The following is a 19,307-nucleotide window of genomic DNA, read 5'->3' on the forward strand; positions in this document are numbered from 1 at the left end:
GTCATCCGCCGTTTGCGGCGTCTGGTCCTGCGGACCATCCGCTTTGTCTCCCGTTGTCGGCGGCCCAGCCGCGATAAGGAAAGGTGGCGGTCCATCGCTTGCCTGTGCAACAACCGATACGGGCAAAGCGATGCATAGCATGCAGCTGGTGTAAAATAATTTCGATGCCCGCCCCATAAAGACTGGCGTAACATCGCGTATCCGAAAATAACAGGCTATCGTTTACTGAAGCAATCCAGATTTGGACTATCTATAACCATCGATATATTGCTGCGGGTAAGTCTTGCGTTCCAAGAATTCGGCCGTCGCTATTGTGCGGCAATTGCCGGCACGCGATCGGTGTCCGCCCGGGCCGGTTGCTCCGTTTCCACCTTGCGGATCGCCGCAGCGAGCTGCGCTTGACCGAACGGCTTGGCGAGCTTGATGACGTTGTGAAGCGCGGCCTCGGGCAGCTCGCCATAGCCGGAGGCGAGAATGACCGGCAGATCGGGGACGAGTTCGCGCGTTTTCTCGATCAATTGGGTTCCCACCATGCCCGGCATCGCTTGGTCGGTGATCAACAAATCGAACGCGGTCCCGTCTTTGAACAAAGCCAGTGCCTCGGCCGCCGAATTGGCCTCGGTCACGCCATACCCCATATCCTCGAGCAAGGCGGTGGTGTTCATCAGGACGAGGCAGTCGTCGTCGACCACCAGCACGCGAAGGTCGCGCGGCTGGTCGACGCTCCCCGGCGCGGGCGCCGGTGCGGCGACGGCATGCTGCCGTACCTCGGTGACCGGCAGCCACAACTCGGCGGTGGTTCCATGGCCGACCGCGCTGCGCAGCACCAATTCGCCTTTCATCTGATCGGCGAGACCGTGGATCATCGACAGGCCTAGGCCCGTTCCCTTGCCGATGCCCTTGGTCGTGAAGAAAGGTTCGGTCGCACGCGCCAGGGTAGCGGCGTCCATGCCTGTGCCGGTGTCGACAACCGCGAGTTTCACGTACCGGCCAGGAGCGAGTCCGTCGGGTTTCCGATCGCCGACGGTAGCCTCGCTGGCGGTGATCGATATGGCACCGCCGTCGGGCATCGCGTCGCGCGCGTTCACCGCGAGATTGAGCAAGGCCATTTCGAGCTGGTTCGCGTCCGCGAGCACCCAGGGAAGCGATAGCGGGAATTGCAGTCCGATCGGGTGCGATGGACCGAGCGTGCGCTGGAGCAGATCGGTCATGCCGCGAACGAGCGCGGGAGTGTCGACCGGCTCCGGATTGAGTTCCTGACGCCGGGCAAAGGCAAGCATCCGTTGCGTGAGCGCGGCGCCGCGTTCGGCGCCTTGCCGGGCGTTGTCGATCAACCGTTGCGCGGACGCATCGCCCGAAACGCGCTTTTCGAGGAGTGTCAGGCTGCTGAGGATGGCCATCAGTAGATTGTTGAAATCGTGCGCAACGCCGCCGGTCAATTGACCGATCGCCTCCATCTTCTGCGACTGAAACAGCGCCTCGCGGGCGAGATCGAGCCGGCGTTGCGCCTCTTCGCGCTCGGTCACGTCCCGCGTGACCTTCGCGAAACCGATAAGCTCGCCTTTGTCGTCGCGGATGGGGTCGAGCACGACGCTGGCGCGAAACCGGCTGCCATCCTTGCGGACGCGCCAACCCTCCGCGGCGAAGCGGCCCTGATCGCGCGAGATCGATAGCGCACGTTCGGGCTCGCCGGCGAGACGATCTTCCTCGCTATAGAAGCGCGAGAAATGGGAGCCGATGATTTCAGCCGGCGTGTAACCCTTGATACGCTCGGCACCCGAATTCCAACTGGCGACATGCCCCTTGGGATCGAGGCGATAGATCGCATAATCGGTCACGCTCTGGACCAGCAGGCGGAACTGTTCCTCGCTTTGACGCAAGGTTTCTGCGGCGGCCCGGCGTTCGGTCAGATCTCGGGTGATCTTGGCGAAGCCGATCAGCGTGCCGTCCTTCCCCCAGATCGGGTCGATGACGACATGCGCCCAGAAACGCTCGCCATTCTTGCGGATCCGCCAGCCTTCGCGTTCGAATTTGCCTTCGGTGCGGGCTATGGCCAGTGCGCGTGCCGGCAGCCCGTCGCTACGATCTTCGGGCAAATAGAAGCGCGAGAAATGCTGGCCGATAATCTCTTCGGCGGTATAGCCTTTGAAACGCTGCGCACCGGCATTCCAGTTGGTGACGATCCCGTCGGGATCGAGCATGTAAATCGCATAGTCGGTGATCGCGTCGACCAGCAGTCGGTATCGATCGTTTTCCGAATTCGCGGTGTGACTTTCTTCGCGATTCACCCCGTCCCCTTTGCCGCGTAGTGCGGTGACACGTTAGTCGAATTCAACCGTGAGCCAGGGGAAAGGTTCCGGGCCAATTCATCGCGAAATCCGCTTCAATCCACGCATTTTGAGCGGCCGAGATCAAGCCAGCGGCGCTCCGCGTCTGCTGGCGCAAGGGCCAGGGCAGCGTCATATGCCCGGCGCGCGGCATCAGAGAGTCCGAGCCGCGCCAACAGGTCGGCACGCAAGGCGTGATAGGGAAGATAATCAGCCAGGCCGGCGTGGCTGAGCGCATCGACCTCTTCGAACGCGATCGCCGGTCCGTATATTTCGGCCAACGCTACCGCACGGTTGAGACGCGTAACGGGATCGTCGCGGCACGCAAGCAGTGCGTCATAAAGCGTCAGCACCGCAGGCCAGGGAGCGGGATCGGCTAGCGACGCACGCGCGCACCATTCGGCATGGATCAACGCCTGGATGCCGCGCGACCGAAGCGGATGCGTCAGGACGCCGGCGAGATAGCGGCGGCCTTCGGCGATCAGCGTCGCATCCCACAATATCGGGTCCTGTTCGGCGAGCGGCACCATCATGCCACGGGCATCGACCCGCGCCGGTCGACGCGCCTCGGCAAAGCGAACGGTCGCGGCGAGTGCATGGACTTCGGGTTCGGTCGGGAGCATCGTCCCTAGTGCTGCGGTGATGCCCAGCATCTCCTTACCATAACTAGCATGACGTCCGGTCCCGGCACCGTCGGCATGGGCGTGGGCATAAGCCACCTCGAGCGTCGAGAGCACGGCGTCGAGCCGCTCGCCCCAATGATCGGGACCCGGCACCTCGAACGGCACCCCGGCATCGGCGATCTTACGCTTGGCGCGAGTCAGGCGTTGCAGCAATGCGGGCTCGGCGATCAGGAAAGCGCGGGCGATCTCCTGAGCGGAGAGGCCGCACACCAGCCGCAGCGTGAGCGCGGCGCGCGCCTCGGGATGGATGGCGGGGTGGCAGCAGACGAAGATCAGCCGTAACCGTTCGTCGGGGATCAGCGGCGCGGCGGTCATCAACTCCTCCACGGTCGGTTCGGGCTCCGGTTCGGGCAGTTCAACCGCCTGGCGTACCGCACTGCGCCGCAAGCTATCGAGCGCGACGCGGGTCGCGACGCGATAGAGCCAGCCCGCCGGATTGGCCGGCGGGGCGTCGGCCCAGGCCGAAACCGCCCGCGCGCACGCCTCCGCCAGCGCTTCCTCGGCAAGATCGAGGTCGCGGAAGCGGGCGGCGAGCGCGGCGGTGATCCGCCCGCCATCCGCCCGCAGCACCGCGTCGAGCATCACTTGCCCGGCGGGTGGAGCAACGGCCGGATCTCGATCGAGCCGTCGAAGCGGACTGGCACCCTGCGCGCGATCGCGATCGCATCGTCCAGATTGTCCGCCTCGATCACATAATAGCCGCCGAGTTGTTCGCGCGTTTCGGCGAAGGGGCCGTCATGGATCGTCTGCTTGCCGTTGACGGTGCGGACCGTCGTCGCCGTGGCCGTCGGCGCCAAGCCGGCGCCTGTCTTGTACTGGTCGCCGAGCTCGCTCACCAGGTCCCAATGTTTGGCGACGATCGCCTGCATCTCCGGCGTATCGCTCTTGTCGCCATAGACGCTTTCGTCCTCGTAGATCAGGATCATGTAATGCATCTTCTATCTCCCGCGACCGCCGGAATGCGATCGTACCGCGGAGACGCGCGAGCGGGAGCGGATTCGACAGGCGGGAAGAAATTTTTCGGTTGCCGCCCTTATTTCTCGATCCCGTATTTCTTCGCGCGGTCGCCTGCCTTGGGGTCGATGGCGATCGCCGCGGCGCGATCGGCCTTGGCCTGGGCATCCTCGCCAGATTTCGCTTCGACCAGCCCGCGCATGTAGAGCGACCAGGCGCTGCGCGGGTTGATCGCCAGGGCGGCGTTATAGTCTGCCATCGCCTGTTTCCATTCGCCGCGCCGCACCCGGATCAGCGCCCGGCTGTCGAGGATGGAGGCGTCGCGCGGCATCGCTCGGAGCGCGGCGTTGCAATCGTCCATCGCCTTGTCGAGATCGCGGTTGAGCAGGCCGCGCACCCAGCAGCGCCCGTTGAGCGCGATTCCCCGGCTGCTGTCTTCGGGATGGCTCGCGAGCCAGGAGTCAAAATTGGGCAGCGCCGCCTCGGGCGAACCGAGGCGATCGTATAAAGATGCCAAGACCAAACGCTTGTCGGAGGAGGGGGCGAGGGCGCTGTCGGCCGCCTTCACATCCTCCCTCGCGCCTGTTTCATTGCCGTCGTGCAACCGGAATTGCGCGCGTTGCAACCGGGCGTCGGCATCGTCGGGAGACAGGCTGATGGCGCGGTCGAGATCGGCGAACGAGCCGGCGCGATCGCCATTGGCGAAGCGAGCCATCGCACGCTGATAGACGTAGCGACTCTCCTTGGGGGAAAGCGCGATCGCCTTGTCGAAATCGGCCAGTGCCTCGGTCAGTTTGTGGTTGGACGCATAAGTCGCGCCGCGCCGCGAATATTCCTCTGCGGTCGTCGGCTCGGCCGCCTTGTCGGTGAGGTCGAGCGGTTTGCCGTCGACCGACCGCGCACCCTTTGGCGACAGACCGAACACGGGACCGCCTTCATACGTGATGAACATCCTGTGGTTCGTGTTCGACACGAACATGCGATGGGTCAGGAAGAAATCGACCCCGATCAGCATATCGGCATTGCCCAGATCGAGTTGAGACATGCGAATCCTGGGTTTGTTGATCGCTTCGCCGCCGATATCGATCTTGTCGAATGTGGCGAGCCAGGTGGGCACGCTGTGCGTGCCGAGGCCGCCCCCATTGCCGACGAATTCCACGCCAGGCGTGTTCGGTGTGATGCCCAGGCGCTTGGCGGTCGCAAGCGACAGAAGCGAGCTTTGTGCTCCGGAATCGAACAACGCCTTGATCTTGACACCGTTGAGCATGACGGTCGCGACCGTGTGCGGGCGGAACGCACCGTCTGCCCTACCTTCGAGCTCGACCATGGTGAACGGCTTGTCGCCAGCCCAATAGGCCAGACCCGCGCGGGCGCAGCCATTGGTTTTCATCAGCCGCACCGCGCCGTGCGGCAGATCGTATTCGACATCGGCGATGCCGAGGATGTTCTGCCCGATCAGTCCGGCCGAACCTGTGTCACTGCCGCCGACGATGAACCCGACTTTGGGGAGCTTGATCCCGGCGAGCGAGAACGTGTCGGTTTCCGCGATGCCCGCCGATGTGTCCCCGCCGATCCCTTGCAGCCTGAACCAGGGCGGTGCCGCCGACACCTTCAGTCCGAATTCGGCAGCACTCGCTCGCGAAATGGTGCTGTAGAAGGCGCCGCTATCGAGGATGAATCGCGCGGTCCTGTCGCCGAAGCGGGCATCGACCATCGGCGAGCGTCCGGCCATGGTGATCGGAAATTCGGCGATCTTCTCAGCCTGGCATTTGGTCGCGGCGGGCGGGGGCGCCGCCAGCGCGCCCAGCAGTGCAATCAGACTCGTCGCGCCCATCACATCCCCCCCCATGGTGCGCAAACTATGCCAAATTTCCAGTTCGCTTAGCAAGATAGGCGCCGAGTTCCGCAGCTCTACGATGCCGGACAAGAAAAAGCCCGGCGGCCGGATGGGCCGCCGGGCAGGTTCGCGCCTTGATGACAAGGGGCGCGTAAGCCTTGAGTGTCAGGCCGCGACGGGCATCTGCACCGGCGGCAGGCGGTTGCCGAGATTGCCGAGCGTGCCGATCACCGCGCGGCGCATCGGGTGCCAGAAGGCGGAGAGGGTCAGCAGCGCCGATCCGATCACGAACGCGGTGAAGGCCATCGACAGCTCGACCGCCCCCGCTTGCCGAAACAGCATCGACAGGGCGTAGAGCACATAGGCCAGGCTCGATACCAGCAGGGCGCGGCGATCGATCGCCAGCGCGATGAAGGCAAACACCAGGTACAGCGCCATCACGATCAGCGCTTGGGCGACGCCGATCTGGCCCTGGAACACGCCAAGCATGTGGAACACCGAATGCGCGATCATCGGCGCGGCGGCGAGGTGCAGCCAGAAGGCGACGTCGCTGCGCCGCGTCGTACGGGTCAGGTCCGATCCGTCCCACCACATCGCCAGCGCGAAAGTGCCGATGCCGCCGATCAATACCAGCGGGAAGATGCCATCCTCGCTGACATGCGTCACCGCGACATACAGCGCGACCAGGGCCGCGACGCCGCTTGCCGCGCCCACCGCGACAGTGATCGGCACCATGAACCGCTTCCAATGCAGCCAGGTCGCGCCACCGGTCACCACCGCGATACCGGTCGCGATGAGTGCGTTGGTCTGGTCGCTCCAGTCCGGGTTGATGTCGACCAACGTGCCGACCATCGTCGCCGCGACACCGCCGGCAAATGCGAGCAGCAGGATGATGCTGGGAAGCGCCATGCGCCGGACACGGGTGAAATATTCGGCCAAGGTCCAGGCCGCGACGGCGACCCCAAGCCCGCCCAAGCCGGTCTTTACCCAGCCGCCGAGCCAGCCGATCGACGTCAGCAACAGCGCGATGGCGATGGCGACGAATATGTCGTTGAACCCGGTCAATAGCCGGAAGCTTTCCTCGTCCACCGCGGGCGCGACGCGCATCGCGGCGATATGCTGGCGGAAAGCGTCGGCGGCCGACTGCGGGATGACCCCCGCCGCTACCGCGCCCTCCAGGTCGCTTTCACTATACATGGCATTCCTCCTCTGAAGAGACCATGTACCACAAGTGATATAGTGTAGCAATACACCATGGCGGAAGTCGTTTAATACGATCCTCTGGCCCGATGCGCGGCCAGCACCGCATCATAATTGCCGAGCACGCGCTCCTCGAGGTCGGTATCGCAATATTCGACCACCTCGGCGATCTTGCCGTCCCGGAAATGGAAGACGAAGCAGTAATGGTTGTCGTACCGCTCGCCCGATTTGAGCATCACGTCGCCGCGCACTTCCGCGACCACCATCTCTCCTTCGGCCACGAGGTTGATCGCGCGTGCGGTATAGTCGGTCGCGAACAGGCCGAAGAGTGGGCGCAGCAGGTCGCGATGGATCGCCTCCTGTCCTTCGAACCGTCGCGACCAGCTGCAATGACCGGGAAAGCGCCAGACATAATCCGGATGGACCGACGCCGCGAAAACGCTGCGGTCGCCTGCGGCCATCGCCGAATAGATGCGTTCGATCACTTGCTTGTTCCGCTCGGCGCTCATGACATTCTCCTTGTCCCACAACAGCATGGCTAAGGATTGACTATCCCGGAAATGAATAGTTCTGATATCGTGCATGTCGGAACTGGATATTGGTCGCTACGACCTCAACTTGTTGCGCGCCCTGTTGGCGATGATCGAGAGCGGCAGCGTCACCCGCGCGGCGCAGATCGTGTCGGTTTCCCAGCCGGCGATGAGCCGTATCCTGGCGCGCCTGCGTGAGGATTTCGGCGACCCGTTGCTGGTGCGCAGCGGCGCTGGGATGAAGCGCACGCCGCGCGCGGAGGCGCTTGCCGAGCCCGTCCGTGCCCTGCTCAAGCAAGCTGCCGCCTTGTATGAAGGTGAGGCGTTCGACCCGGCAGTAGCCCAGCGCGTCTTCCGGGCGGCTATCCCCGACGTCGTCGCGGCGACCGTGCTCGCACCGTTGATCGAGGCGATGGCGCGCGAGGCGCCCGGCTGCCGCATCGACCTCATTCCCTGGCCGCGGCCGAACGATCCGGTCATCGCCACGCTCGATTTCGCGATCAGCACCGACACGGTCTTGTTCGCCGGACTGCGCATGGCGCCGCTGTTCGACGATCATGACGTGCTAGCGGTCCATGTCGGCCAGCCCGCGACGTGGCGCCAGATCCTCGAAATGCTCGACGCGCCGCATATCGCTGTGGTCGGGGCGGGCGCGACGAGCGATCCGGTGGACGACTGGTTGGCGGATCAGGGACTACACCGCCGCATCGCCGCAGTCGTACCGCATTATCTACAGGCGCTGATGACAGTAGCGCGGACCGATCTCGTCGCCATCCTGCCGTCGAGGTTGATCGCCGCTTATGGTCCCCAACTCGATGTGCGCGCGGCGGAACTGCCGATCGAGCAGAGCACCGACCGTCATTTCCTGTTCCACCCGGTCGAGCGCGACGCCGATGCTGCGTCGGTGTGGTTGCGGAGCCTGATACAGCGGACCGTGGGGGATTGACTGCTCAATTCCTCCCCGAGCTTGGCTCGGGGAGGGGGACCATTGCGCAGCAATGGTGGAGGGGAATGGCGGCGCCATTGCATCATGCCCAACCTCGCTTCGCTCGGCCCCTCCACCACCCGCTTCGCGGGCGGTCCCCCTCCCCAAGCGAGCTTGGGGAGGATTTTAGGAGGGGCGCCTTAGCCCCCAGTCAGCTTCTTCATGATCGTGATCGACTGCTCGCTGCCCGACTGGGGTACGATTTCCCCCGTGCGATCGGTGATCTCCGCCCAATGCGCCGCGACGCCTTCGGGCGAGAGCTCGTCGCCGGTCAGCAGCTTGCCTTGGGTTAGCGTGACATAGGCCGCCTGGAACACGCCGGCGCCGGCGCCGACGATCGCATTGGTCGGCGCATCCTCGCTGACCAGATAGAGCGCGGCAGGCGCAACCTTTTCGGGGGCAAACGCCTTGAACGCCTCTGCCGGGAACAGATCCTCGGTCATGCGGGTGCCCGCCGTCGGGGCGATGGTGTTGACCTTGATGTTGTACTTGGCACCCTCGAGGTAGAGAGTCTTGGTCAGGCCGGCGAGGCCCAGCTTCGCGGCGCCGTAATTGGCCTGGCCGAAATTGCCGAACAGGCCGGTCGACGAAGCGGTCATCAGGATGCGGCCATAGGCCTGTTCGCGCATCGTCGCCCACACCGCCTTGGTGCAATTGGCCGACCCGTTGAGGTGGACGTCGACCACGAACTTGAAATCGGCCGGCTCCATATTGGCGAAGCTCTTGTCGCGCAGCACGCCGGCATTGTTGATCAGGATATGGACACCGCCCCAGGCTTCCTTGGCCTTGGCGACCATCTCGACCATCTGTTCGTATTCGGTCACGCTGCCGCCGTTCGACATCGCCTCGCCGCCCGCAGCCTTGATCTCCTCGACCACCTTCAGCGCCGCATCCGAATGGCCGGTTCCATCGCGCGCGCCGCCCAAGTCATTGACGACGACCTTCGCGCCACGTGCCGCCAGCGCCAGCGCATATTCGCGGCCCAGGCCGCCGCCCGCGCCGGTCACGATGGCTACCTTGTCGTCGAAACGGATCGTCATTCAATCGCTCCCTAATGTTGTCGACGCTTCCTAGGACTTTCGCTGCGCTGCGCAATAGTCCGTACCGAAAATACGAAAAGCCCGGCGCGGGCGTGCCGACCCGCGCCGGGAAAGGGGAGCTTACGACCCGTTTCTTATACTTATTTGGGATCGTGCCGCTGGATGCACTTGTCGAACTGGCCGCGCTTGCAGGGCGGATAGCTCGCCAGTGGAGCGGGCGGCGGAAACACCACGTCGGGCGGAGGCGCCGGTTTGAACACCACGGTAGCATTCGGCGGGGGTGGGGGCATTGGCGGCGGGGCATAGCCCCCAGGCGGATCGCCCGCGCTTTGTGCCGGGGTCGGCTGGGTCGACGCCGGAGTCTCCTGCGCCAAGGCAGGCATCGTCACAGCGATGGCGGCCAAAAGGATCAATCTCATCCTGACCTCCTCAGGGACGGCGGAGCCGGGCGCCGCCCGGCCTCGCTCGGTTCAGGCGATTGGCGCGATCACGCTCCCGGCGGGCGGGGCGTGGTGTGCAGCCGCGCGCCGTTCGGCGCCGAATGCTCCTTGCAATGATCGACGACGGTCTTGGTGCACCATGGGACGTCGGCGCCGGTAGCGGGGGCCGCAGCGTCGGGCAGCGGCTGCACTACAGGCGTTGACGGTCCCATGACCATTTGCGCTGGGCCGGCAGGCGGTCCCGGCGGGGCGGGCAGCGGCGCCGGCGCGGCCTGAGGATCGGGAGCAGGCGACGGCGCCGGTGCGTTCTGCGCGATGGCGGGCATCGCGATCATTGCGGCCGCCGCAACGAGTATCAGCTTCATGCGACTCTCCTTGTTCTGCACAATCTCTGCGTGACAGGGGGCCCAACGCGCCACTCTCGAATTGGCTCCCTCGTTTCGGGTGCGATTCTTTACGCACCCGAATCGAGCGCATAGCCCGCCGATCGCACCGTGCGGATGACATCCGGTTTGTCGCCCCGATTTATCGCTTTGCGCAGGCGGCGGATATGGACGTCGACCGTGCGGCTTTCGATATCGCTGTCATGACCCCATACCGCATCGAGCAACCGCTCGCGGCTGAACACCCAGCCGGGATGTTCGAGGAAATGCTTGAGCAGGCGGAACTCGGTCGGGCCGAGCGGCACGACTTCGCCGCTGCGGCGGACCTTGTGTCCCACCGTATCCATCTCGATGTCACCATAAGTGAGCTGCTCGCCGGCCAGCGCCGGACGCACGCGGCGCAACACCGCGCCGACTCGCGCGACGAGCTCGCGTGGCGAAAACGGCTTGGTGACGTAATCGTCGGCGCCGGTCTCGAGACCGCGAACGCGATCCTCTTCCTCGCCGCGCGCGGTGAGCATGATGATCGGGATGTTCGCGGTTTCCGGCATGCGGCGGAGGCGCCGGCACACTTCGATCCCTGACAGCCCCTCGACCATCCAGTCGAGCAGGACGATATCGGGCGTCGCTTCCTTGGCGAGCAGCAACGCCTCTTCGCCGTCGGGCGTGTGCGCGACCTCGAAATCCTCGCGTTTGAAATGATAGACGAGCAATTCCGCCAGCGCGGCGTCGTCTTCAACCAGCAACATCTTGGCCCGTGCCATTACACTTCCCCTGACTTGCCGCGCTCACGCTCGGTCATTTGCGTGCCGGTGGCGGCGAAATAGATCATTTCGGCGACGTTGGTCGCATGGTCGCCGATCCTCTCCAGGTTCTTGGCGACGAACAGCAGGTGCGCGACCTGACTGATCGTCGCGGGGTTTTCGACCATATAAGTGACGAGCATACGGAAGATGCTGTCGTAGAAGTCGTCGAGCGCCTGGTCGCGCAGGCAGACGTCGACCGCCGCGTGCGCATCGCGCGCCGCGAACGCGTCGAGCGCATCATGGACCATCTCGGCGGCCATCTTGCCCATCGCCGGAAGGACCGAGATCGGCTCGATGCGATGTTCGCTTTCGATCATCGGAACGCGCTTGGCGATATTCTTGGCGTAATCGCCGATCCGCTCGATCACGCCGGCGATCTTGAGCGCGGCGACCACCTCGCGCAGGTCGTTGGCCATCGGCGCGCGCAGGGCGATAATTCGCACCGCCAGCGTCTCCACTTCGGCCTCGATCACATCGATCTGCTTGTCGGCGAGGCGGACTTGCTGTGCCAGATCTAGGTCGACGCGCTGCAATGCGTTCATCGCATCGTGGATCGCGCGCTCGGCCAGGCCGCCCATTTGGCTGATCAGGCCGCGCAGATGCCCGATCTCGTCATCGAAGACCTTGACCGTATGTTCCTGGCCGGTTGCCATTCGCTCTAACTCCTCAGCCATAACGGCCGGTAATATAGTCGCGCGTCCGCTCTTCGCGCGGGTTGGTGAAGATGTCCGACGTCTGGCCATATTCGACCAGCTGGCCGAGGTGGAAGAAGGCGGTGCGCTGCGACACGCGCGCGGCCTGCTGCATATTATGGGTGACGACGACGATCGCGTAGCGGCCCTTCAGTTCGTGGATCAGTTCCTCGATCTTGGCGGTCGCGATCGGATCGAGCGCCGAGCAGGGCTCGTCCATCAGGATCACTTCGGGATCGACCGCGATCGCGCGCGCGATGCACAAGCGCTGTTGCTGGCCGCCCGACAGAGCGGTGCCGCTGTCGGACAGGCGATCCTTGACCTCGCCCCACAGGCCCGCGCGCGTCAGCGAGCGTTCGACGATGCGATCCATATCGGCCTTGGACGATGCCAGGCCGTGGATGCGCGGGCCGTAAGCGACATTCTCGTAGATCGACTTGGGGAACGGGTTGGGCTTCTGGAACACCATGCCGACGCGCGCACGGAGCTGGACCACGTCCATCTCGCGCGCATAGACGTCCTCACCGTCCAGCCGGATGTCTCCCTTGACGCGTGCGGAGGCGATCGTGTCGTTCATCCGATTGAGCGTGCGCAGGAAAGTCGACTTGCCGCAGCCCGACGGGCCGATGAACGCGGTCACCTTGTCCTGGTCGATATCGATCGACACGTCGCTGATCGCTTGCGTCGCGCCGTACCAGACGCTGACATCGCGCGCGGTCATCTTGTGATCAAACGAAGGTTTGTTGTCGGTCACCAGCGGGTCTCGAGACGGTTGCGAAGGTAGATGGCGATGCCATTCATCGCCAGCAGGAAGACGAGCAGGACGATGATCGCGGCGGAGGTCTTCTCAATGAAGCCGCGGCTGACTTCGTCCGACCACAGGAAGATCTGGACCGGCAGCACGGTCGACGGATCGGTCAGCTTGCCGGGCGGGGTGGCGATGAACGCGCGCATGCCGATCATCAGCAGCGGAGCGGTCTCACCCAGCGCGCGCGCCATACCGATGATCGTGCCGGTCAATATGCCGGGCAGCGCGAGCGGAAGGACGTGGTGGAAGACGACCTGCACAGGGCTGGCGCCGAGCGCGAGCGCGGCGTCGCGGATCGACGGCGGCACGGCCTTGATCGCGTTGCGGCTGGCAATGACGATAACCGGCATCGTCATCAACGCGAGCGTCAGCCCGCCGACCAATGCGGCGGAGCGCGGCAGCTGGAAGGTATTGAGGAACACCGCGAGCCCGAGCAGCCCGAAGATGATCGACGGCACCGCGGCGAGATTGTTGATCGAAACCTCGATCAGGTCGGTCCAGCGGTTCCGAGGCGCATATTCCTCGAGATAGAGCGCCGAGAGGACGCCGATCGGGAAGGCGAGGACCAAGGTCACCAGCATCGTCAACAGGGATCCCTTGAGCGCTCCCCAGATGCCGACCGCGGTGGGATCGGTTGAATCCGACCCCGACAGGAAGCCCCAATTGAGCCCGGTGCGCAATTGCCCGGCGTCGGTCAGTATCTGCGCGCGCTTCTCGGCCTGGGCCGTGCCGTCGGCCTTGGCCGCCGTATCGATATCGGTGGAGGCAGGCAGCCATAGCCGCGTTTTCCCTGTCGCCAACGCCGGATCGGCCTTGAGCGCGCGGCGCACCACTGCTTCGGCGCCATCCGAAAACAATGCCGGTCCGTCGGTGCCATATTGCGCGACCGCGGCGCGATCGGTCACCGCGTCGAGCTCGGCACCGGCGAGCGCGAGATCGGCGCCCGGCCCCTTGATGCGATCCGGCGTCAGGCCGAGTCCGGCGGCGGGAAAGTCGATCGTCAGGGCGACTTCGGTCGTGACGAAACCGCGGGCGCCGTTCGCTACCATCGTCACCAGCAGGAACAGCAGGAAGCTCACCGACAACACGATCGCCGCCAGCCCGAACAACCGGAAGCGACGTTCGGCGGCGTAGCGGCGGCGTACGCGCCGCTCCATCTGCGCGGTCTTCCAATCGGTAGGCACGCGCTCGGCCTTGGGGGCGAGCGGCTTATTCATAGGCTTCCCGATACCGTTTCACGACGGTCAGCGCGATGATGTTGAGCAGCAAGGTGATGACGAACAAGGTCATGCCCAGCGCGAACGCGGCCAGGGTCTTCGGGCTGTCGAATGCGGCTTCGCCCGTCAGCAGGTCGACGATCTGCTTGGTCACCGTGGTCGCTGAGTTGAACGGATTGAGGCTGATCGTGGCGGCGCCGGATGCCGCCATCACGACGATCATCGTCTCGCCGATCGCCCGGCTGATCGCGAGCAACACGCCGCCGACCACGCCGGGCAAGGCGGCGGGCAGCAGGACGCGGCTGATCGTTTCGCTCGGCGTCGCGCCCATCGCCAGGCTGCCATCGCGCATCGCCGCCGGCACCGCCGCGATCGCGTCGTCCGCCATGGACGAGACGAACGGGATGATCATCACCCCCATCACCAGCCCGGCCGCCAGCGCGCTTTCGGACGTCGCGTTTGAGATGCCGATGGCGACGCCCAATTGTCGCAGCGCCGGGCCAACGACCAGCGCGGCGAAATAGCCGTAGACCACGGTCGGCACGCCCGCGAGCATCTCCAGCGTCGGCTTCGTCCATGCGCGAAGCCGAGGCGACGCATATTGCGTCAGATAGATCGCGCTCATCAGGCCGAACGGGATCGCCACCAGCATCGCGATGACCGCGCCGATGAAGAAGGTCCCCCAGAACAGGGGCACCGCGCCCAGGCTCGCGCCGGGGTTCCGAGGGTCGATGACCTGGGGGCTCCAATGCGTACCGAACAGGAAATCGGTGATGGGCACGGTACCGAAGAAGCGTGCGCTCTCGGCCAGCAACGACGCGACGATGCCGATCGTCGTCAGTATCGCGATCAGCGAGGCGGCGAGCAGCCCGGCCATCACGATCCGCTCGATCCTGGTCCGCGCATTGAAGCCCGGGCGAATGCGCAGGAAAGCGAGCGCGCCACCGGCAAGGCCGAGCAGCAGGGCGATCGCTCCGCCGATCCAGCGATAGCGGGCCTGCTCGACGGCATAGGCCGGCGCGAGCTGGGTCGAGATGGCATTGAGCGGCGTGCGGTGGTGATCGTTGGCGATCGCGCGCGCCTCCGACAGGATCGCCGCGCGCTCGAAGCCGGGCGGCGGAAGCTGCGCCGCTGCCGGCGTCCTGAGCACGGCGTCCGTCGCCAGCCCGGGCGCGCATGCTCCCCAGATGGCGAGGAACAGCAATGGCGGCAACACGGTCCACATCGCGGCGAACGAGCCGTGATGGCGCGGCAGTGAAGAGAAGCGCTGCCCCGGCGCCTTGCGGAACGCGATCGCGCGGACCCGCCCGGACAGCCAGGCGATCAGTCCCAGCCCCGCAACCAGGAAAAGGAGGGCGAAGGTCGACACGTCAGCTCAACGTCTTCGGGTCGAGCAGGATCTGGCGCTGCACGATCGTCGCGGAGCGCGTGCGCACATCGGCAGGCGCCGAGATCAAACCGCGACGGACCAGCGGCCCGTCGGGCGCCCAGGATTGCGCATAGGCGTTGAGAAACGGGCGGAGGTTGGGGATCGCGCTGAGATGCGCTTTCTTGACGTAGAGGAACAGCGGTCGCGAGCCCGGATAGCGACCGCTCGCGATCGTCTCGTAGGTCGGCTCGATGCCGTTGAGCGGTACGCCGTTCAGCCGGTCCTTATTCTCTTCGAGATACGAATAGCCGAAAATACCGATCGCATCGGGATTGGCCTGGAGCTTCTGGACGATCAGATTGTCGTTCTCGCCGGCATCGATATAGGGCCCGTCGTCGCGCACGCGCGTACAGGTCTTCGCGAAATCGTCCGGGCGCGTCTCGCGGAGCGCGGCCATCGTCGGCATCATCTGTTCGCAGCCGCGCGCAAGGATCAGTTCGGCGACTGCATCGCGCGTGCCGCTGGTCGACGGCGGGCCATAGACCTGGATGGCGATCGCCGGCAGCGCCGGGTTGACGTCGCGCCAAGTCTTGGCCCGGTTGGGTCGGCCGCCGGGTTCGGCTGCCAGCGCCTTGTAGATGTCAACCGGGGTCAGCTGCAATTTGGGGCCGTCATTGGCTTCGGCGAAGGCGACGCCGTCCAGCCCGATCTGAATTTCCATCAGCTCACTCGCGCCGTTCGCCGCGCACCTACGGTATTCGCTCGCCTTGATCCGCCGGCTGGCGTCGGCGATGTCGGGATATTGCCCGCCCAGTCCCTTGCAAAACAGGTTGAGCCCACCGCCGGTGCCGGTCGATTCGATTACCGGCGCCGGGACGCCGGGATTCGCCGCGACGAACTGTTCGGCGACCAGGGTGGTGAAGGGATAAACGGTGGAGGACCCGACCACGCTGATCCGGTCGCGCCCGGCGCCGGCCATCGCCGCCTGGTCCTGACATGCAGCGAGCAATAGGGATGCCGCGCCGATAAGCGCGATCGAGCGAATCATTGCGGGCCTTCCTGATGGAGGCCGACTCGCCCCCATACCGGCGCTATCACGCCGGTTTCGGGCCCTCTGTGACAGTCGCGTTACTCTTTGATGACACTGCGGCCGGGAGCAGGATGGTGACTACCGTGCCGCGACCGACCTGACTTGCGATATCCAGTCGGCCGCGATGCCGTTCGACGATATGCTTGACGATCGCGAGCCCGAGGCCGGTCCCGCCAAGCGCGCGGCTGCGCCCCGAATCGACTCGGTAAAAGCGTTCGGTCAGTCGCGGAATATGTTCGGGCGGGATGCCGTCGCCTTCGTCGCCGACTGACAAGCGAACCATGTTGCTGGCGTCGCGCGACAGCTTGACCGTCACCGGCGTTCCGGCGCGGCCGTACTTCATCGCGTTGCCGATCAGATTGTGCAGGGCCTGACTTAGCTGGACACGATCGCCGCCGACCGGCGGGACATTGGCGGCGATATCGGCGACGATGTCGGCCGCGCGCCCATCCGCGCTGTCCATCAATTCCGAATGAACCTCGGACACCAGATCGCCGAGATCGACCGAGGCATCGGGTAGGCGGTATTTCTCCGCCTCGATCCGGCTGAGTGAGATCAGGTCCTCGACCAAGCGCTGCATCCGCCGGGCTTCGTCCGCCATGACCTTGAGGAAGCGGTCGCGCATTTCCGGGTCGTCGCCGGCGCCATCGGCGAGCGTCTCGGCGAATCCCAGGATCGAGGCGAGCGGCGTGCGCAATTCGTGACTGGCATTGGCGACGAAATCGACCCGCATCCGCTCGGCGGCATAGCTGCGCGTCTGGTCGATCAGATGCGCGACGCGACGTCCGTCTGGCAGGTCGGTGACGCGCAATTCCCAACGCTGGTCGAGCGTGCCGAGGCCGACGAGGTTGATCGCCTCGGACGATCCCTCGCCGATCGGCGCGGTCAAGCGTTCGGCGGCGGCCGGGTGGCGGATCGCGAGCCGCACGTCCTGACCGGTTATGTGGTTGCCGAGCACGTCGCGCGCGGCACGATTGGCTTCCTCGACCCGCCCGTTGGCGATCACCAGCACCGGCTCGACGATGGCATCGAGAACCGAACCGAGCAGCGCGGGGGCCGGCCCCGTGCCGACATCGGGTTCGGTCGAGGTCGAAATGGTCGGATCCACGCCAAGCGTCACCAGCCCGGCAATGATTCCGCCGACCAGCGCGACCAGCGCGCTTGCCACATCGCCCGACAGGATGAACACGCCGACCGCCGCCACCAGGGCGGCGAGTATGCCGAGCAGGAAGCGGGGACCGAAGCGGTTCATCATTGCCCGCGGTTCCTAGGACGTGCGCCCGCCACCGGCAATGCCGCACCAAGCGCGCCCGGTAACCATTTCCTCGGCTTGCCAGCTGCGTGCTAATGTGAAAGGCGTCTCAACCATGGACGGGGACATCAATGATCGCCAAGCCGATGAGCCGCATCCGACGCGCCGCCGTGCGCTGATGCTCGGCGCGGCGACGGCGTCGGTGATCATCTCGATCCGCCCGGCGCTCGCGCAGACCAATGCCTCGGTACTAACCTGCGAAATCCCGGTGCCCGATGCCGGCCGGGCGGGCATGTACGTCGCGGCCGACGGATCGCTCGTGCCCAGCGGCACCAAGGATGCGTTTCCCGGCGCGACCAAGCCGTTCAAGGCGGAGGACGTCAGGACCGCGCTCAACGGCGGTACCTTGCCCGGCACGACCTACGAACAGAGCCGCGCCTATACCGCCTATATCCGCCGCCTGCAGCATGGCACTGCCGGCTTCACCTGCTTCGCCTCGCTGCAGATGCCGCGCGGCTGAGCCGCCGGACGTCGGGAGATGGCGACTCTCTATCGCGCCGCATCACCCGACAGCCTGATCGTCGCGCCCGTCGATCTGCTCACCGCCATCTATCACCGCGCATCGGGCCAGACGCATCTGATGGGCTCGCCCGCCCCGGAGATTCTGCAGGCACTGGCCGACGCACCGCTCGACCCCCCGGCGTTGCTGGCCAAATTGCGTACCGATTACGATCTGGTCGACGCCGACACGGACGCCTTGATCGCGCGGCTGGATGAACTGGTCGAGACCGGGTTGGTTGAACGGCTATGAGGCACGCTTTCTCGGTGGCGATCGGTCCGGTCGGTTTCCGTGTCGGGTCGGATTGGCGCGGGCCGGTCGCAGCGCTCGAACAGCTTTATGCGAGCTATCCCAGGCCGCGGGACGGCATTGCCGATTTCACCGTGCGGCTGTTCGCCGATCGTCCTTGGCGGCGCTTCTTCCGGCCTAAGGTGATGATCGGCGGCGATTTCGTCTTGCCCGAAGCCGCACCGCTCAGCCTCGAACATGGCCTGCTCGCGGCCGAAATGGCGATGAACCTGCAAATGGCGCTCGGCCAGCGGCGCTATCTGTTGCTCCATGCCTCGGCGGTCGAGCGCGACGGCAAGGCGCTGGTGATGACCGGCTTGTCGGGCGCGGGCAAATCGACACTCGCGGCGCTGCTGATGACGCGCGGCTGGCGGCTGATGGGCGACGAATTCGCGTTGCTCGATCCGGCGACCGGCCTGATCCATGCCTTTCCTCGGTTGATTAGCCTGAAGAACGAGGCGGTCGCTGTTATGGAGTCGGCGGCACCGGACGGAATTTTCGGCCCCTTGCTCGGCGATACGCCGAAGGGCGCGATCCGGCACTTGGTGCCCGATGCCCGATCGATCGCTGCAATGCTCGAGCCCGCGCGGCCGGCGCTGATCCTGTTCCCCACGTTCGGACACCAAGCCGCGACACGGGAGGTCGCGCCGAGCGAAGTGTTTGTCCGCCTGACCCAGGCGTCGACCAATTATGTGGCGCTCGCCGAGCGCGGATTTACGGCGCTGACCCGACTGGTGGCCGAGACGCCTGCGCGCGCGATCGATTATCCCGACACCGACAGCGCGCTTGCGCAGGTGGAGGCGTCATGGGCAGCGCTGTGACCATCTGGCGAGATACTAACGCCGGG

20 protein-coding genes are annotated in these 19,307 nt (G+C 65.3%); 4 read left to right on the forward strand and 16 right to left on the reverse strand.

The window, feature by feature from the left end:
• Positions 1–308: 308 nt before the first annotated feature.
• The 6 genes from Q0L25_RS00975 to Q0L25_RS01000 form a co-directional block, all read right to left on the reverse strand.
• Positions 309–2,288: a PAS domain-containing sensor histidine kinase gene (locus Q0L25_RS00975; protein ID WP_296611057.1), complete on the reverse strand. Its 1,980-nt coding sequence runs from the start codon at positions 2,286–2,288 to the stop codon at positions 309–311.
• A gap of 95 nt (positions 2,289–2,383) precedes the next feature.
• Positions 2,384–3,592, reverse strand: coding sequence for a DUF6596 domain-containing protein (locus Q0L25_RS00980; RefSeq protein ID WP_296611058.1), 1,209 nt, complete (start codon positions 3,590–3,592; stop codon positions 2,384–2,386).
• Positions 3,592–3,945, reverse strand: a complete 354-nt coding sequence (locus Q0L25_RS00985) for a YciI family protein (protein WP_296611059.1) — start codon at positions 3,943–3,945, stop codon at positions 3,592–3,594. Before Q0L25_RS00985 ends, Q0L25_RS00980 begins: the two co-directional genes overlap by 1 nt.
• Positions 3,946–4,043: 98 nt before the next feature.
• Positions 4,044–5,798: an aspartyl protease family protein gene (locus Q0L25_RS00990; RefSeq protein ID WP_296611060.1), complete on the reverse strand. Its 1,755-nt coding sequence runs from the start codon at positions 5,796–5,798 to the stop codon at positions 4,044–4,046.
• Positions 5,799–5,966: 168 nt separating this feature from the next.
• Positions 5,967–6,998, reverse strand: a complete 1,032-nt coding sequence (locus Q0L25_RS00995; RefSeq protein ID WP_296611061.1) for a hypothetical protein — start codon at positions 6,996–6,998, stop codon at positions 5,967–5,969.
• 71 nt (positions 6,999–7,069) lie between these two features.
• Positions 7,070–7,510 (reverse strand): nuclear transport factor 2 family protein, encoded by a 441-nt coding sequence (locus Q0L25_RS01000; protein WP_296611062.1) that lies wholly within the window; start codon positions 7,508–7,510, stop codon positions 7,070–7,072.
• A 73-nt stretch (positions 7,511–7,583) separates the two neighbouring features.
• Here Q0L25_RS01000 and Q0L25_RS01005 point away from each other — a divergent pair, with 73 nt between their 5' ends.
• On the forward strand, positions 7,584–8,477 hold the full coding sequence (locus Q0L25_RS01005; RefSeq protein WP_296611063.1) for a LysR family transcriptional regulator: 894 nt from the start codon (positions 7,584–7,586) through the stop codon (positions 8,475–8,477).
• Between the two features lie 179 nt (positions 8,478–8,656).
• Here the strand turns inward: Q0L25_RS01005 and Q0L25_RS01010 are convergent, their stop codons facing one another.
• From Q0L25_RS01010 to Q0L25_RS01055, 10 genes are all read right to left on the reverse strand, one after another.
• Entirely contained in the window at positions 8,657–9,556 is a 900-nt protein-coding gene (locus Q0L25_RS01010; RefSeq protein ID WP_296611064.1) for an SDR family NAD(P)-dependent oxidoreductase, read from the reverse strand.
• 140 nt (positions 9,557–9,696) lie between these two features.
• Positions 9,697–9,975 (reverse strand): hypothetical protein, encoded by a 279-nt coding sequence (locus Q0L25_RS01015; protein WP_296611065.1) that lies wholly within the window; start codon positions 9,973–9,975, stop codon positions 9,697–9,699.
• A gap of 68 nt (positions 9,976–10,043) precedes the next feature.
• Positions 10,044–10,361: a hypothetical protein gene (locus tag Q0L25_RS01020; RefSeq protein ID WP_296611066.1), complete on the reverse strand. Its 318-nt coding sequence runs from the start codon at positions 10,359–10,361 to the stop codon at positions 10,044–10,046.
• 89 nt (positions 10,362–10,450) lie between these two features.
• Positions 10,451–11,143 (reverse strand): phosphate regulon transcriptional regulator PhoB, encoded by a 693-nt coding sequence (gene phoB, locus Q0L25_RS01025; RefSeq protein ID WP_066591922.1) that lies wholly within the window; start codon positions 11,141–11,143, stop codon positions 10,451–10,453.
• Complete coding sequence (gene phoU / locus Q0L25_RS01030) at positions 11,143–11,838, reverse strand: phosphate signaling complex protein PhoU (RefSeq protein ID WP_296611067.1); 696 nt, start codon at positions 11,836–11,838, stop codon at positions 11,143–11,145. The genes phoB and phoU overlap by 1 nt, the downstream gene beginning before the upstream one ends.
• 13 nt (positions 11,839–11,851) lie before the next feature.
• Complete coding sequence (gene pstB / locus Q0L25_RS01035; RefSeq protein WP_296611402.1) at positions 11,852–12,598, reverse strand: phosphate ABC transporter ATP-binding protein PstB; 747 nt, start codon at positions 12,596–12,598, stop codon at positions 11,852–11,854.
• A 29-nt stretch (positions 12,599–12,627) separates the two neighbouring features.
• Positions 12,628–13,902, reverse strand: coding sequence for a phosphate ABC transporter permease PstA (gene pstA / locus Q0L25_RS01040; protein WP_296611068.1), 1,275 nt, complete (start codon positions 13,900–13,902; stop codon positions 12,628–12,630).
• A complete protein-coding gene (pstC, locus tag Q0L25_RS01045) occupies positions 13,895–15,271 on the reverse strand; it encodes a phosphate ABC transporter permease subunit PstC (RefSeq protein ID WP_296611069.1) in 1,377 nt (458 codons plus the stop codon). The genes pstA and pstC overlap by 8 nt, the downstream gene beginning before the upstream one ends.
• A gap of 1 nt (position 15,272) precedes the next feature.
• Positions 15,273–16,319, reverse strand: a complete 1,047-nt coding sequence (locus tag Q0L25_RS01050; RefSeq protein WP_296611070.1) for a substrate-binding domain-containing protein — start codon at positions 16,317–16,319, stop codon at positions 15,273–15,275.
• A gap of 46 nt (positions 16,320–16,365) precedes the next feature.
• On the reverse strand, positions 16,366–17,616 hold the full coding sequence (locus Q0L25_RS01055) for an ATP-binding protein (protein WP_296611071.1): 1,251 nt from the start codon (positions 17,614–17,616) through the stop codon (positions 16,366–16,368).
• A gap of 112 nt (positions 17,617–17,728) precedes the next feature.
• Here Q0L25_RS01055 and Q0L25_RS01060 point away from each other — a divergent pair, with 112 nt between their 5' ends.
• From Q0L25_RS01060 to Q0L25_RS01070, 3 genes are read left to right on the forward strand one after another with little or no spacing between them, the layout of a single operon-like run.
• The gene (locus Q0L25_RS01060; protein ID WP_296611072.1) at positions 17,729–18,133 is read left to right on the forward strand and encodes a hypothetical protein; all 405 of its coding nucleotides are present in this window, start codon (positions 17,729–17,731) and stop codon (positions 18,131–18,133) included.
• 18 nt (positions 18,134–18,151) lie between these two features.
• Complete coding sequence (locus tag Q0L25_RS01065) at positions 18,152–18,424, forward strand: HPr-rel-A system PqqD family peptide chaperone (RefSeq protein WP_296611073.1); 273 nt, start codon at positions 18,152–18,154, stop codon at positions 18,422–18,424.
• Positions 18,421–19,281: an HprK-related kinase A gene (locus Q0L25_RS01070; RefSeq protein WP_296611074.1), complete on the forward strand. Its 861-nt coding sequence runs from the start codon at positions 18,421–18,423 to the stop codon at positions 19,279–19,281. The genes Q0L25_RS01065 and Q0L25_RS01070 overlap by 4 nt, the downstream gene beginning before the upstream one ends.
• Positions 19,282–19,307 lie beyond the last annotated feature (26 nt).

It is taken from the genome of Sphingomonas sp. (genome assembly GCF_024508665.1).
Classification (GTDB): domain Bacteria; phylum Pseudomonadota; class Alphaproteobacteria; order Sphingomonadales; family Sphingomonadaceae; genus Sphingomonas.